Below are 13,799 nucleotides of genomic sequence, written 5' to 3' on the forward strand. Positions count from 1 at the left end.
CTTAGTTTAAATATGAGGATATGTACGGCTGTACCTGATCAATGATAAAGTTCAAGTCAGCTTGATTATCAATTACATTTAAATGGTCCGTTTCAATTGTGATGACTGTCGTGTGCGTTTTTAACGTATTCATTGCCTCATCGTAATCACTAGCCAGCTGAGCAATATAATCACGATCAATTTTCAATTCAAATGCTCGACCTCGATGTTGAATGCGCTCCATTAATGTATCTACACTTGCTTTCAAATAAATTATGACACTTGCTTGTGGCAATGATTCATTTAAGATCTGATAAATTCGCTCATACTGCTTCCATTTTTTTAATTGGAGCGTTCTTCTTGCAAACAAAACGTTTTTCGTTAAATGGTAATCCGAAACAACGGGTCTTCCTTGCAAAAGCAGTGGATGTATATCTTCTAATTGTTTCACACGGTTGCAGAGAAAAAACATTTCCGTTTGAAAACTCCATGCATCCATATCCTCATAAAATTTTTCAAGATAAGGGTTTTCTTCTACAATTTCAAGTAAACAATCAACTTGAAAATGCTTTGCAATTGCTTTTGTTAAGGTGGTTTTTCCAACCCCAATAACACCTTCTATACAAATAAATGGTGTGGTCATACTTGATTCACTCCTTTTGCAACAGACCTACTTAACAGATAAGAAAATAATTAGTAAGGTAATCCCTGAGTTAGTGTATCATGATTTATCGAAAAAGCGGACTAGAAAGTGAAATAGGTCGAAATGTGTTAAACTACTAAAAAAGAATGTTCAATAGTGAAGGGAGCATACCAAGCGCTTATGGCACATGACTTTAATAAAGTAATCGGACGTAAAGGCACGGACAGTATGAAGTGGGATGCAACGAAAGAACGATTTGGAAAAGATGACTTAATTCCTCTGTGGGTTGCGGATATGGATTTTAAAGCTCCAGAAGAAGTGATTCAAGCATTGAAGGAAAAGGTCGAGCATGGTGTTTATGGCTACCCAGCTCCATCAGCAGACATAAATGATACCATTGTGAACTGGATCTCCAATCAATATAATTGGAAAATTGAACCAGTTGATATTGTTCATGTAACAGGAGTCGTTCCAGCGATTAATCATTTGATCAAAGCGTTCACAGAAGAAAATGATGAAGTGATTATACAAACACCAGTTTACTATCCTTTTTATGATGTTATTGAGAAAAGCAATCGACGTGTCGTTAAAAATCCGCTACGGTTTGATGGCGAACAATATACAATGGATTTCCAAGGGTTAGAGGCCATTATTACAGAAAAAACGAAAATATTATTGCTGTGTAACCCGCATAATCCTGGTGGTCGTGTCTGGTCAAAAGATGAGTTGTATCAGCTTGCGGAGATTTGTGAGAAGCACAATTTGTATGTGATTTCGGATGAAATTCATGCTGATTTATTGTTTGATGGCTATACGCATACACCATTTGCAAATGTGTTACAATCCTTGGAAAAAAGAGTGTTCACGACGATGGCCGCTACAAAAACCTTTAATCTAGCTGGAGTTCAAGGTGCATACGTTGTAATAAAGGACGCCAAACTCAGACTTGATTATCGAAAAACATTAGCTTTAACATTTATGAATAGCGCAAATATGTTTTCACAGATTGCCACTAAAGCAGCATATGAACATGGTTTGCCATGGTTATCGGAATTAATGGACTATGTACAAGGGAATTACCAATTTGTTGAGGATTACTTAGTCACTCACATGCCAGAAATCAAGCCGATTAAACCGCAAGGAACGTATTTACTTTGGCTTAATTTTGAAAAGCTTGGCTTCACTGCAGATGAGCGGAAACGCTGGTTAACAGAAGAGGCAAGAGTCGCATTAAATCATGGGCCCATCTTTGGCGAAGAAGGGGAACATTTCGAGCGAATGAATTTGGCTACTCCTCGAACAACATTGGCAGAAGCGATGGACAGAATCCATGATGCATATAAAAAGATCAATGTTGATGCAGGAATGAAGCAATAAAGAGCGAATTATAAGGTAGAGAATGTATCAGTTAAAAGGGGCCGTGAAACCATGAGTAAACCTTCTAATTGTGTATCTAAGAAATTAGAGCAAGACTTCGCACGACAGTTAAATAGAGAGTTGTCTACTGAAGAAAAAGCGTTGCTGCAATGGATGGAGCAACAAACTTATGCAGGCATTAGAAGGAGTAGGGTGTCATGAAAACATTTAAATTACACGCTTTACAAGTCATTGACGGCCAACAAGGACAAATGAAACAACACTTGATTCCGCTTAAAGACGGATTAATTATTAACATGGAGAATGATGAGCATACATGGTTTGTAGATGCGGTTATTTCAAAGGAAGATGCCATTCAGTTTGAAAATGAACAAGAGGCAGATCGCCATATGCTAGTAAGTGTTGTTATTACTAGTAAAAACAATCATCCAGCAGTTATGATTACATCAATTGAGTCGATCACAGAATTAGCCGAGGGCAAAAGCGTCGTTTTAAAAGGGAAAATCGTTTCTGGTCGTGATGATGTTCTTGAAGACGTATTTGAAGATATTTTAGAAGAAGGTATTAATCGAGAAGTGGTTTTAGATGAATTTAAGCGACGTGTGGAAAAATTAGAAGCCTACTCTGATAAGACAATTGCAGAAGTGTATGATACTTATAAAAAAGATAAGAATTATCAACTCCTATAAAATAAGCACATGAAGGCAAAAGCCCTTCATGTGTTTTTTCTTGTTTTTACTGCTTGCATAGCGTTGACATAATTGCCAATACTACATTTATCTAAAGCGTAAAAAGGGGCACATTCGTCGTGGCAAATGTCAAAAAAACATGGGGACTCATTTCCCTATCTTCCGTTCCGCTTGTTATGACTTTGGGTAATTCCATGCTCATTCCCGTATTACCGACAATCGGTAAAGAGTTAGAAATTAGTTCATTTATGGTCAGTTTACTTATCACCGCTTATTCAGTTGTAGCAATTGTTTTTATTCCAATCGCTGGTTACTTGTCAGATCATATAGGAAGAAAACAAGTCATTGTTCCGAGTTTAATCATTGCAGGAGTAGGCGGATTCATTGCAGGTGTTGCCTCATGGAAGATGGCTGATCCTTATTGGGTCATCCTGATAGGTCGATTGTTGCAAGGGATTGGCGCGGCAGGTGCAGCACCTATTGTCATGCCTTTTGTAGGGGATTTGTTTAAAGACAAACAGCAGGTAAGTGAAGGGCTCGGTCTGATTGAAACATCAAATACGTTTGGAAAAGTGTTAAGTCCTATTTTCGGTGCGCTACTCGCATCATTTATTTGGTTTATGCCTTTTTTTGCATTTCCAGTGTTTTGTACGTTAGCTATTTTGCTAGTGATCTTTCTTGTTGAAACCCCTGAGAAAATGAAAAAGCCAAAAAATTTCAGACAGTTTTTAAAGTCGATTAAGAAGATTTTTAAGCGAGAGGGACGCTGGCTATACACTGTATTTATTGCTGGTGGAGTATGTATGTATATTTTATTTGGTGTGCTTTTTTATTTATCGACATTTTTAGAGGAGTCACATCATATCCACGGAATTCGAAAAGGGGTTATTCTTGCTTTTCCTTTACTTGCACTATGTCTTAGTTCATTTGGAGCTGGTAAATTAATTGGGCAAGATCAGTCGAAAATGCGGTGGGTAACCATCGCTGGTTTATCGTTACTCGCGATTTCTGTATTTATTGTCTCATTCAATAAGGAATTGTATATGATGCTCACAGCATTATTTGCAGCTGGAATTGGCATTGGTGCAACGTTACCAAGCCTTGATGCCTTTGTGACAGAAGGAATTCCAGCAGAACAAAGAGGCTCGATTTCTTCTTTTTATAATAGTACCCGTTTTATCGGTGTAGCGGTTGGTCCTCCTTTATTTGCTTTGTTTATGAAAGGAAGTCATTTATATACGTTTGTTGGAAATGCATTGCTCATCCTTGTAACAATTGTTCTTGTTTTTTGGGGGATTCGGCCGCAAAAAAAAGCGGTCAGAACGTGGTGGTAATAGACGGATTTTGTTTTATTGGGCTATACTTTAAGGAAGTAAATGAAAGGGTGAGTTTAAATGAAACACTTTCTTGATGTGAATGGCAATGATGTTAAGCTCGTGCTTGGCAATGAGCAGCCCTTTACAAATAAACCCGATCACGTCCTTGTACTGACTAGACACAAGTCCCAGTGGGTTCTTACCGATCATCAAGAGCGTGGATTTGAGTTTCCTGGTGGAAAGGTTGAACGTGACGAGACCGTGGAAGATGCTGCTATGAGAGAGGTACGGGAAGAGACTGGCGGCATCGTAAAAAAACTCGTCTATCTTGGTCAATATCAAGTAACAGATTCAGGAAAAACGTTCTGGAAGACCATTTATTTTTCTATTCTCGATGAAGTCGAAGAAAGAAGCCATTATTACGAAACAGATGGTCCAGTTTATATGCAGGAGCTACCGGTTGGTTTAAAAGCGGATGACCGATTTAGTTTTATTATGAAGGATGAAGTTGTAACTAGCGCCATTCAATTTGCGATTGAGCAAGGGCTCATGTCATAAAAAACGCCCATTCAAAATGGGCGTTTTTTATGGGTGGAACCGAGTCATTCGTTTTTCTGCATATTCTACAGCCAAGTACATAAACGTCGCGAGAATAGCGATCACAAATAGGCTCATAAAAACGAGATTAAAATTAAACACTTGGAAGCCATAGATAATTAAATAGCCAAGACCTTGTTTAGAAACAAGGAATTCACCAACAATAACACCAACCCAGGCTAAACCTACATTCATTTTTAACGTTGAAACGATAACGGGTATGGATGCAGGATAGATAACTTGGCGGAAAATTTGTTTTTTATTCGCAGAAAAGGTTCGCATAACTTTAATATAGTTTTCATCAACTTCTTTAAAAGCCGTATGAACAACCATTGTTGTGATGATGACAGATACAAGCATGCCCATTGCAATAATGGAGCCCATATTCGGACCAATACCGACAATTAAAATCGGACCGATGGCAACTTTAGGCATTGAATTAAGAATAACTAAAAAGGGATCAACTATTTTTGCAAGGGTGGTTGACCACCACAGTAAAGCTGCTAAACATGTGCCGACAATGGTTCCTAAGAGGAAGCCTAATACCGTTTCAAACATCGTAACTGAAGCATGTAACCATAAAGTTCCTGCCATAATATGTTCGTACAACAGCGATAAGACCCGTGTTGGCATACTAAATAAAAGAGGATCAATCCAAGTCATTCTTGCTGCTAATTCCCAGAAGCTAAAAAACAATATGAGAATTGTAATTTGAACTAGTCGAACCGACCTTTTCTCTTTGCGTTTTGACTGTAAATAAGATTGATACAAATCAGTTGGTTTCAAAACGTTCCAACTCCTTCCAAATTAATTGGAATTGGTTTTGAAACTCTGGATGTTGTCTGCTATCAAATGGAGATAATGCTCGAATTGCTTGCGGTACTGTAAATAATTGTGCGACTCGACCAGGACGAGAAGTAAATAAGACAATTCGATCACTCATGGCGATTGCTTCGCTAATGTCATGTGTGACTAAAATGGCTGTTTTCTTTTCCATTTTTAACGTATTTGAAACAAGATCCTCCAGTTTAAGCTTTGTCTGCTGATCTAAAGCAGAGAAAGGTTCGTCTAATAACATGAGAGAGGGTTCTGTTGCTAACGTTCGCACGAGAGCGACCCGTTGGCGCATGCCTCCAGATAGTGCTTGAGGACGTTCTTGTCGTTTGTCGCTTAAACCGAATCGATCTAACCAACGCAGTGCTTTTTTATTCGATATTTCATTATGGATACCTAGGATGCGTTGTCCGAGAGTAATGTTATCCTCTATTGTTAGCCATGGAAACAAATAATCATGTTGAAGCATGTAGCCTATTGATTGCTGGTCCTTAATAAACACACTTCCAGCTGTCGGTTTGATTAACCCGGCAATGATTGATAGTAACGTTGTTTTACCACAGCCGCTTGGTCCAATAAAAGAAACAAATTCTCCTTCTTTTACATCGAGCGAAACATCGGACAATGCAGGAAAAGCTCCAGCTTCATTTACATACGTTAATGAGAGTCCTTTAATTGCAACGCGAGACACGGTTTAGCCACCTTCATTCATTGCTTTTTTGGCTATGTCAACGTCTACTAAGTCATCAAAAGGAACTCGGTCAGGTAATTCCCCAGCTTCTTCCATGATGTCTAACAACGTTTGCCAAGCTTCTTCAGTTAAAAGGGGATCACTGGCATAAGAATCTTGTTCCTTGTAGCGTTCAACAGAGCTTATAAGGATATCGAGATCCGTATCTTCAAAATAGGATTCAATCATTTCAGCAGTTTTTTCGGCGCTTTGGTTCTGAATCAATTGCTGGCCTTTGTATAAGGCTTTTGAAAAGCGGACAAATAAATCAGGGTCTTTTTCCAACATGCTTTCTTTAGCCATGAAAGAAGTGTAGGGAACAAGACCGGATTCTGCTCCGAAAGAGGCAATAACTTTCCCAATACCTTCTTTTTCAAATGTCGATGCCTGTGGTTCAAAAAGCTGAACGAAATCACCTGTTCCTGATGCAAATGCGCTTGGAATGTTTCCGAAATCAACATTCTGTAGGAGGGTTAAATCATTTTTTAGATCGATGTTTTTTTGCTTGAGCACATACTCTCCAACCATTTGAGGCATTCCTCCCTTACGTTGTCCTAGGAACGTACTATCATTGAGGTCATTCCAGTCGAAATTAGAGAGATCTTCTCTTGCCACTAAAAAGGTGCCATCCGTTTGAGTTAGGGCAGCGAAGTTAATTGCAGGATCAGCAGCTTCTTGAGCGGCCACATAAATAGAAGTTTCAGAGCCAACTAATGCGACATCTGCGCCTCCAGATAAGAGTGAGGTCATCGTTTTGTCTCCACCCCAAGTGGTTGTCAGTTCAACTTCAATGTTCTCTTCTTCAAAATACCCTTCTGCTAATGCAGCATAAAAAGGGGCATAGAATACAGAGCGAGTTACCTCAGCAACTTGAACAGAATCAGCCTCATCCGTTGAGGCACATCCCGAAATCACAAAGCAGAATGCTAGACCGCATATCGTGTAAAATAGATGTTTCAACTCTTCTCACTCCTTTAGTGTTTTCTTCAAACGAGTAATGGGAAAATAGCTTTATTGGCACACTATGCAAGCAAACGAAAAAGGGTGTATGCCCATGCTTATACAAAAGAAGGAGAAGTGAGATGATTATTAAGAAAGTAAGAGTGCCTTCCCCGCATCCTGGCATCTATCTTTTTGAAGTAACCTATTTGAGTGATGGATTAAAGGTCATTGGTCTCATGGCAGAACCAACGTGCTCAGACTCTTTACCAGGGTTGCTATATTTAAGGGGCGGGATAAAATCAGTTGGAATGGTCAGAGTCCAGCGTATCGTTCAGTGGGCTCATGAAGGGTTTATTGTATTTGCACCTTATTATCGGGGGAACCGCGGTGGTGAAGGAAGAGAGGACTTCTGCGGCGATGATCGTGAAGATGCTTATCAGGCGTTTGATCTTTTAGAACAACACCCGAAGTTGTCTGTTGAAGCAGGTATACATGTGGTCGGCTTTTCAAGAGGAGGTATTATGGCTCTCTGGACGGGAATTAAGCGCCCGCAAACGAAGACTGTTACAAGTTGGAATGGAGTAACGGACATGGTGCTTACATATGAAGAGAGGATTGATTTACGAAAAATGATGAAGCGAGTAATTGGAGGAACGCCTTGGAAGTATCCAGAACGATATGCTGATCGAACGCCACTTGCACATTTAGACTCATTTAAGCCACAGCTTCTGATTATACATGGTGAAAAGGACAAACATGTTTCCGTAGAGCATGTACATCAATTAGTAGAATCCTTACCGTCGTCTAACCAAGCACATACATGGATCTTCCCAGAGTTTAGTCATCATTTCCCGCCGGCAGAACAGGCATGGACATTATCAAGAGCGGCTCAATGGATGAAGGAAAAGAGCAACCCTTAATGTAAGGGCTGCTCTTTTTTATAATTGAATGGGTCCTGCCAACCGAACGGCTTCCTTAGCATGATCAAAGCGCTTAAAGTTTTCAATAAATTGCGTAGCCAGTTGTTTTGCTGTTTGATCATATGCGTCTTTATCTTCCCATGCATGTCGAGGATTTAACAGCTCATCTGGAACGCCTGGACAGCGCACGGGCATTGCTAAACCAAATATCGGGTCTATTTCTGTATCTGTGTTGCTTAATTCACCTTGTAATGCAGCTTCAACCATTGCGCGTGTATAACGTAATTTCATACGGCTACCAGTCCCATAGCTACCACCGGTCCAACCAGTGTTGACTAAAAACACATCCACATTGTCGCTCTCTATTTTTTCACCAAGCATTGATGCATACGTTTCAGGTGTGCGCGGTAAAAAAGGCGCTCCGAAACAGGTTGAGAAGGTAGCTTCTGGTTTTGTTATCCCGCGCTCGGTGCCGGCTAATTTACTCGTATAACCTGATAGGAAATGATACATTGCTTGTTCCTTCGTGAGCTTGCTGATCGGAGGAAGAACACCAAACGCATCTGCAGTTAAAAAGATAATCGCGGTTGGACTGCCAGCAACACCAGGAATAACGGCATTCGGTATGGCGTTAATTGGATAAGCCGCTCGCGTATTTTCTGTTAGATCGGTACTGTCATAATTCGCCTTACCACCAGAAACAACAACATTTTCAAGCACCGATCCAAAGGAGATGGCATTCCAAATTTGCGGCTCGTTTTCCTGAGACAGATTAATGCATTTCGCATAACAACCGCCTTCGATGTTAAAGATACCATTCTGAGACCAGCCATGCTCGTCATCACCAATTAATGAACGATTATTGGAGGCTGACAGCGTTGTTTTACCTGTACCTGATAAACCGAAGAATAGGGCGGTTTCACCGTTTTCATTTGTATTAGCAGAACAGTGCATCGGTAATACTTTTGAATCTGGAAGCAAATAATTCATCACAGAGAAAATCGCTTTTTTCATTTCACCAGCATATTCTGTTCCTCCAATTAAGATGATGCGTTCCTCAAAAGAAACGATGACAAATGCTTCAGAGTTTGTTCCATCTATCTCAGGATCAGCTTTGAATGTTGGTGCACTTACAATTGTGAAAGGAGCTTGATTGGTTTGAGTTGCGTCTCCTTCACGAATAAACAATTGACGTGCAAATAGATGGTGCCAAGCAAATTCATTAATATAGGTGATTGGTAATTGGTAGGAAGGATCTGCACCAGCGTATCCGGTTGATGCATAACGAACGTCTTTTTGCTGCAAATGATTTAGTACTTTATCGTATAAGCGCTTAAATGTTTTCACTGAAATGGATTTATTAACAGGACCCCAATCGATTTTATCCTGAGTTGATGGCTCATCAACAATAAATTTATCTTTTGGTGAGCGTCCAGTATATAAACCAGTTTGCACAGAAAGAGCGCCTGTATCAGTTAATTCGCCTTCTTGACTAATTAATGCGCGTTCTACCAATGAAGGAACAGATAATTGATGGACTGTTCGAGGGCTAGAAAGCAATTGTTCTAATTGAGTAGATCCTTGTAAAATTTTCATCAAATAAGCTCCTTTTTCATGAAGATTCGTGTGATTAGTATAACACATTATATTTAATAGTCCATACTAAAGTGAGTGAAAAGGCATACTTTATTTTAAAAGATATGTCCAATACTAAAACATTGTTAATGGATCTGTTAATAAATGATCGACTTACTCGATCTTCTCTTGTTTTATCCCTTGAATTGTTCCTAAATCACTTTTCAACTGTAGCTGTATATGGTACACTAAATCGCGAAACGAACGAGGCGCCAATTTTTTAAGAGAAATTGTTACGGTCAAGAATTGTTTTTTCTTGGATCACTTAGACAATGATTCTTCAAATTGGGTTACACTGATGAATATGCAGTTAACATAACGCTTTTATCCAGAGATGGTGGAGGGACAGGCCCGAAGAAACCCAGCAACCAACACGTCAAGTGGAAAGGTGCTAACCTGCAGAATCATTTTAATGGTTCTGGGAGATAAGAGGCGATAGGTATAGATATAAGCCCTTTTCTTCATTGAAAAGGGCTTTTCTCATTGCTCTTTTTAATAAAGGATAAGGTACGCGGAAACGCTATATGGCATAGGATGCCTTTAGCCTAATGAATGCCCAATTTATCTCTGATTCGTTCGTTATATCCAATACATGGAAAACTATGTAGCAACAATGGTTTAAAAAAAGAAGGAGGATTTTACGAATGTCTGAAAAAAGAAGTAAGCATTTATTTACATCTGAATCTGTTACGGAAGGTCATCCGGATAAAATATGTGATCAAATCTCAGATGCTATTTTAGATGAGATTTTAAAAAATGACCCAAATGCGCGAGTGGCTTGTGAAACGTCAGTAACAACAGGTTTAGTGCTTGTTGCTGGAGAGATTACTACGAGTACGTATGTTGATATTCCAAGCGTTGTGCGAGAAACGATAAAAGGAATTGGCTATACACGTGCTAAATATGGTTTTGATGCAGAAACATGTGCCGTGATTACATCGATTGATGAACAATCGGCCGATATTGCTCAAGGAGTTGACCAAGCACTAGAGGCTCGTGAAGGTCAAATGACAGACGCCGAGATTGAAGCAATTGGTGCAGGGGATCAAGGATTAATGTTTGGTTTTGCAACAAATGAAACGAGCGAGTTAATGCCTTTGCCGATCTCACTAAGTCATAAGTTGGCGCACCGTTTAAGTGCAGTGAGAAAAGATGAAACGCTTGATTATTTACGTCCTGATGGAAAGACTCAGGTTACCGTAGAATACGATGAAAACGGGAAACCGGCTCGTGTCGATACGATTGTTATTTCTACGCAACATGCGCCTGAAACGACATTGGATCAAATTAAACAAGATTTAAAGAAACACGTTATTGAAGCAGTTGTTCCTAGTGAACTAATTGATGAAGAAACGAAGTATTTCATTAACCCGACTGGACGTTTCGTTATTGGCGGTCCTCAAGGGGATGCAGGTTTAACAGGTCGAAAAATCATCGTTGACACATATGGCGGTTATGCACGTCATGGTGGCGGCGCTTTCTCTGGGAAAGATGCAACAAAAGTTGATCGCTCCGGTGCCTATGCAGCGCGTTATGTAGCGAAAAATATCGTTGCTGCTGGATTAGCTGATAAATGTGAAGTACAGCTAGCGTATGCAATTGGTGTTGCGCAACCTGTTTCCATTTCAATTGACACGTTCGGTACAGGTAAAACAAGTGAAGAGGTACTTGTGTCATTAGTACGTAAGCACTTCGATTTACGCCCAGCTGGTATTATTAAAATGCTTGATTTACGTCGTCCCATTTATAAGCAGACGGCAGCTTACGGTCATTTTGGTCGCGAAGATGTGGCATTGCCATGGGAAGCTACAGATAAAGCAGCTGTTTTAAAAGAAGAAGCAGCTAAATAAGCGAAAAAAACCACTTTGAAAAAAGTGGTTTTTTCGCTTTTTCTCAGATTAGTCTTCGTGTAGTTTCTCGCCTACTGATTATCTTCCATATCTTTATAGAGAGCACCTTTTTCAACATATTCGCGTCTAATACGCTCCATATCGGTTCGATCTTCCTCGGTTAATGTTCGAATGACTTTTGCTGGTCTGCCAAAAGCTAACACACCAGCAGGTATTTTTTTACCTGGAGGAACCAAACTCCCTGCTCCAACAAACGCGCCTTCGCCAATCTCAGCTCCATCTAATATCATTGATCCCATTCCAATTAGTGCATTTTTGCGGATAATCGAGCTATGTAAGATGACTTGATGGCCAATTGTCACATCATCTTCAATGAGCAACGGTTTATTCGGACTTTGATGCAGCATCGATTGATCTTGAATGTTGACCCGTTTTCCGATCTTAGTTGGAGAGACGTCCCCGCGAATAACGGTATGAAACCAGATGGTTGAGTCAGCTTCAATTGTCACATCACCAGTTACGATAGCGCCTGTTGCCAAATAGACAGTGGGGTCAATTGCTGGCTTATGGTGTTTATAAGGTAAAATCATAAGAACACATCCTTTTCCTCTAATAAAAAAAACGCTATACTAAGTGTAACGTATAAAAATTAGAATAGTCTAGTTAAGGAGGCGATGTCGTGCACTATTTTGATGTACCAGAAGCGCGCGGTGTTGTTGTTATTGTTCATGGTGCTGGTGAACATAGCGGCCGCTATAAATGGCTAATTGAGAAGTGGAATCTTCACGGCTTTGACTGCTTAATTGGAGATCTGCCTGGACAAGGAGAGTCACGTGGAAAGCGTGGCCACATTGATTCATTTAAACAATACATAAAAACCGTAGACCGTTGGTTAAAACATGCTCGAACAAAACAGCTTCCAATCATTTTATTAGGTCACAGTATGGGTGGACTGATTGCAGTTCGGACATTAATTGAGCGGGATAATACATTTATTCAAGCGGTTGTGCTCTCCTCACCATGTTTGGAGCTTAGTATGCCTGTGCCAGCTCCAAAAAGAGCTGCCGCTAAAATGCTTAATCACATTGCCCCAGCATTAAGTATGAAGTCAGGGCTTGAACCGGAATTAACGACAAGAAGTGAGCAGATAAGGGAGGAATACGCGCGAGATCCTCTGCGTGTAACAAAAGTGTCTGCACGCTGGTATCATGAATTGAGTAAAGCTATGATTGCAACACGTCGTTATCCAGAAAAAATGCCCACTATTCCTGTTCTTCTTTTGGCGGCTGGAGAAGATTATGTTGTTGATAAACGAGCAGGTCTTGCTTGGTTTAATCATTTAGAAATCAGCCATAAAATGTACAAAGAGTGGGATGGCTTGTACCATGAGCTTTACAATGAGCCTGAGCGAGAAGAAGTATTTTCATATACTATCGGATTTGTAAACATGCTTTTTCCTTAATTTACTCGTAAATGTTCACTTTCCTTTCTTTTCGTGTAGAATAGGTATGAAGGGGTGAGCGAATGAGCAAATCAAGAGCAAAAAAACAAAGACAGAAAATGGCTAGGGAAGGCAAGCGTAATCCTGAATTAAACAGAGGCATTTACGCCTGTGCGGATTTAACGACAAAGCGAACAAAAACAAAAAAAGAATCACTCGAAAAACAAAAGAAGAAAACTCATCGCTTATACGAAAGCGATGAGTTTTTTTATGAGGGACTTAAATCCCGCTGTACGATATCAAGTTTTCCAGTTTCAGGATCAATGACAAGTCCATGAACGAGTACATCTGGTGGAAGCAGAGGGTGATTAACAACCATATCAAGGCTATGCTTCACGCTGTCGCTTACATCTTCAAACCCAGTTAAAAATGAATCAATGTCAACCCCTGCGTATTGAAGTGATTTAATCTGATCCATATTAATACCACGTTCCTCTGCTTTATTTAACACAGATGAAGATGAAAGGCCGGTCATTCCACAACCGTGATGACCAATGATAAAAACTTCTTCTGCTCCCAGTTCATAGATCGCAACAAGGATACTTCTCATGATACTCCCAAATGGGTGAGAGATAACAGCGCCGGCATTTTTAATTATTTTTGCGTCACCATTTTTTAAATCCATTGCAGAATGCAATAGTTCAATTAGTCTTGTGTCCATGCAGGTTAAAATAACAATCTTTTTTTGCGGAAATTTACTTACAACAAAACGTTCGTATTGCTTATCTTCAACAAAATGTTCATTAAAGGCAAGGATTGAATCAAGTTTGCTCATATGGATAGTCT

General features: G+C 39.8%; 16 protein-coding genes and 1 riboswitch. Of the genes, 9 read left to right on the forward strand and 7 right to left on the reverse strand.

Annotated elements, in window-relative coordinates; all coding sequences use genetic code 11:
- Position 1: 1 nt before the first annotated feature.
- Positions 2-622, reverse strand: coding sequence for a deoxynucleoside kinase (locus tag JOC54_RS07885; RefSeq protein WP_035420991.1), 621 nt, complete (start codon positions 620-622; stop codon positions 2-4).
- Between the two features lie 156 nt (positions 623-778).
- On the opposite strand from JOC54_RS07885, the gene JOC54_RS07890 reads away from it, so the two are divergent.
- The 5 genes from JOC54_RS07890 (at position 779) to ytkD (ending at position 4,562) form a co-directional block, all read left to right on the forward strand.
- Positions 779-1,999 (forward strand): MalY/PatB family protein, encoded by a 1,221-nt coding sequence (locus JOC54_RS07890; RefSeq protein WP_367617775.1) that lies wholly within the window; start codon positions 779-781, stop codon positions 1,997-1,999.
- A 51-nt stretch (positions 2,000-2,050) separates the two neighbouring features.
- On the forward strand, positions 2,051-2,200 hold the full coding sequence (locus JOC54_RS07895; RefSeq protein WP_158332394.1) for a hypothetical protein: 150 nt from the start codon (positions 2,051-2,053) through the stop codon (positions 2,198-2,200).
- A complete protein-coding gene (locus JOC54_RS07900) occupies positions 2,197-2,688 on the forward strand; it encodes a YwpF-like family protein (RefSeq protein WP_035420992.1) in 492 nt (163 codons plus the stop codon). The genes JOC54_RS07895 and JOC54_RS07900 overlap by 4 nt, the downstream gene beginning before the upstream one ends.
- 119 nt (positions 2,689-2,807) lie before the next feature.
- Entirely contained in the window at positions 2,808-4,022 is a 1,215-nt protein-coding gene (locus tag JOC54_RS07905) for an MFS transporter (RefSeq protein ID WP_367617776.1), read from the forward strand.
- A 60-nt stretch (positions 4,023-4,082) separates the two neighbouring features.
- Entirely contained in the window at positions 4,083-4,562 is a 480-nt protein-coding gene (gene ytkD / locus JOC54_RS07910) for an RNA deprotection pyrophosphohydrolase (RefSeq protein ID WP_204465560.1), read from the forward strand.
- A 27-nt stretch (positions 4,563-4,589) separates the two neighbouring features.
- Here the strand turns inward: ytkD and JOC54_RS07915 are convergent, their stop codons facing one another.
- Genes JOC54_RS07915 through JOC54_RS07925 form a run of 3 tightly spaced genes read right to left on the reverse strand, consistent with a single transcriptional unit; the run spans position 4,590 to position 7,125 of the window.
- Positions 4,590-5,387, reverse strand: a complete 798-nt coding sequence (locus tag JOC54_RS07915) for an ABC transporter permease (protein WP_035440224.1) — start codon at positions 5,385-5,387, stop codon at positions 4,590-4,592.
- A complete protein-coding gene (locus JOC54_RS07920) occupies positions 5,374-6,126 on the reverse strand; it encodes an ABC transporter ATP-binding protein (RefSeq protein WP_204465562.1) in 753 nt (250 codons plus the stop codon). The genes JOC54_RS07915 and JOC54_RS07920 overlap by 14 nt, the downstream gene beginning before the upstream one ends.
- 3 nt (positions 6,127-6,129) lie before the next feature.
- Positions 6,130-7,125, reverse strand: coding sequence for an ABC transporter substrate-binding protein (locus JOC54_RS07925; RefSeq protein WP_204465564.1), 996 nt, complete (start codon positions 7,123-7,125; stop codon positions 6,130-6,132).
- A gap of 122 nt (positions 7,126-7,247) precedes the next feature.
- Between JOC54_RS07925 and JOC54_RS07930 the strand changes: the two genes are divergently transcribed.
- Positions 7,248-8,027: an alpha/beta hydrolase family protein gene (locus JOC54_RS07930; protein WP_204465567.1), complete on the forward strand. Its 780-nt coding sequence runs from the start codon at positions 7,248-7,250 to the stop codon at positions 8,025-8,027.
- Positions 8,028-8,045: 18 nt separating this feature from the next.
- On the opposite strand, the gene pckA is transcribed toward JOC54_RS07930, so the two are convergent.
- A complete protein-coding gene (gene pckA / locus JOC54_RS07935; protein ID WP_204465570.1) occupies positions 8,046-9,623 on the reverse strand; it encodes a phosphoenolpyruvate carboxykinase (ATP) in 1,578 nt (525 codons plus the stop codon).
- Positions 9,624-9,983: 360 nt separating this feature from the next.
- Positions 9,984-10,094, forward strand: a riboswitch (SAM riboswitch).
- A 212-nt stretch (positions 10,095-10,306) separates the two neighbouring features.
- Between pckA and metK the strand changes: the two genes are divergently transcribed.
- On the forward strand, positions 10,307-11,512 hold the full coding sequence (gene metK / locus JOC54_RS07940; protein WP_204465572.1) for a methionine adenosyltransferase: 1,206 nt from the start codon (positions 10,307-10,309) through the stop codon (positions 11,510-11,512).
- A 71-nt stretch (positions 11,513-11,583) separates the two neighbouring features.
- Here metK and JOC54_RS07945 read toward each other — a convergent pair whose 3' ends face one another.
- On the reverse strand, positions 11,584-12,102 hold the full coding sequence (locus tag JOC54_RS07945; protein WP_204465575.1) for a gamma carbonic anhydrase: 519 nt from the start codon (positions 12,100-12,102) through the stop codon (positions 11,584-11,586).
- 89 nt (positions 12,103-12,191) lie between these two features.
- On the opposite strand from JOC54_RS07945, the gene JOC54_RS07950 reads away from it, so the two are divergent.
- Together JOC54_RS07950 and brfA are read left to right on the forward strand one after the other, a co-directional pair.
- On the forward strand, positions 12,192-12,974 hold the full coding sequence (locus tag JOC54_RS07950; RefSeq protein ID WP_204465577.1) for an alpha/beta hydrolase: 783 nt from the start codon (positions 12,192-12,194) through the stop codon (positions 12,972-12,974).
- A gap of 98 nt (positions 12,975-13,072) precedes the next feature.
- Complete coding sequence (gene brfA / locus JOC54_RS23540) at positions 13,073-13,291, forward strand: ribosome rescue factor BrfA (RefSeq protein WP_496197761.1); 219 nt, start codon at positions 13,073-13,075, stop codon at positions 13,289-13,291.
- On the opposite strand, the gene JOC54_RS07955 is transcribed toward brfA, so the two are convergent.
- Entirely contained in the window at positions 13,222-13,788 is a 567-nt protein-coding gene (locus JOC54_RS07955; RefSeq protein WP_035421980.1) for a beta-class carbonic anhydrase, read from the reverse strand. The genes brfA and JOC54_RS07955 overlap by 70 nt on opposite strands.
- Between the last annotated feature and the right edge of the window lie 11 nt (positions 13,789-13,799).

The sequence above is a fragment of the Shouchella xiaoxiensis genome, assembly GCF_016907895.1.
GTDB lineage: Bacteria > Bacillota > Bacilli > Bacillales > Bacillaceae_D > Shouchella > Shouchella xiaoxiensis.

Coding starts and splice junctions, on each gene's coding strand:
- JOC54_RS07885 (WP_035420991.1), bottom strand. CDS start 622: ATGACCACACCATTTATTTGTATAGAAGGTGTTATTGGGGTTGGAAAA.
- JOC54_RS07895 (WP_158332394.1), top strand. CDS start 2,051: ATGAGTAAACCTTCTAATTGTGTATCTAAGAAATTAGAGCAAGACTTC.
- JOC54_RS07900 (WP_035420992.1), top strand. CDS start 2,197: ATGAAAACATTTAAATTACACGCTTTACAAGTCATTGACGGCCAACAA.
- ytkD (WP_204465560.1), top strand. CDS start 4,083: ATGAAACACTTTCTTGATGTGAATGGCAATGATGTTAAGCTCGTGCTT.
- JOC54_RS07930 (WP_204465567.1), top strand. CDS start 7,248: ATGATTATTAAGAAAGTAAGAGTGCCTTCCCCGCATCCTGGCATCTAT.
- pckA (WP_204465570.1), bottom strand. CDS start 9,623: ATGAAAATTTTACAAGGATCTACTCAATTAGAACAATTGCTTTCTAGC.
- metK (WP_204465572.1), top strand. CDS start 10,307: ATGTCTGAAAAAAGAAGTAAGCATTTATTTACATCTGAATCTGTTACG.
- JOC54_RS07945 (WP_204465575.1), bottom strand. CDS start 12,102: ATGATTTTACCTTATAAACACCATAAGCCAGCAATTGACCCCACTGTC.
- brfA (WP_496197761.1), top strand. CDS start 13,073: ATGGCTAGGGAAGGCAAGCGTAATCCTGAATTAAACAGAGGCATTTAC.
- JOC54_RS07955 (WP_035421980.1), bottom strand. CDS start 13,788: ATGAGCAAACTTGATTCAATCCTTGCCTTTAATGAACATTTTGTTGAA.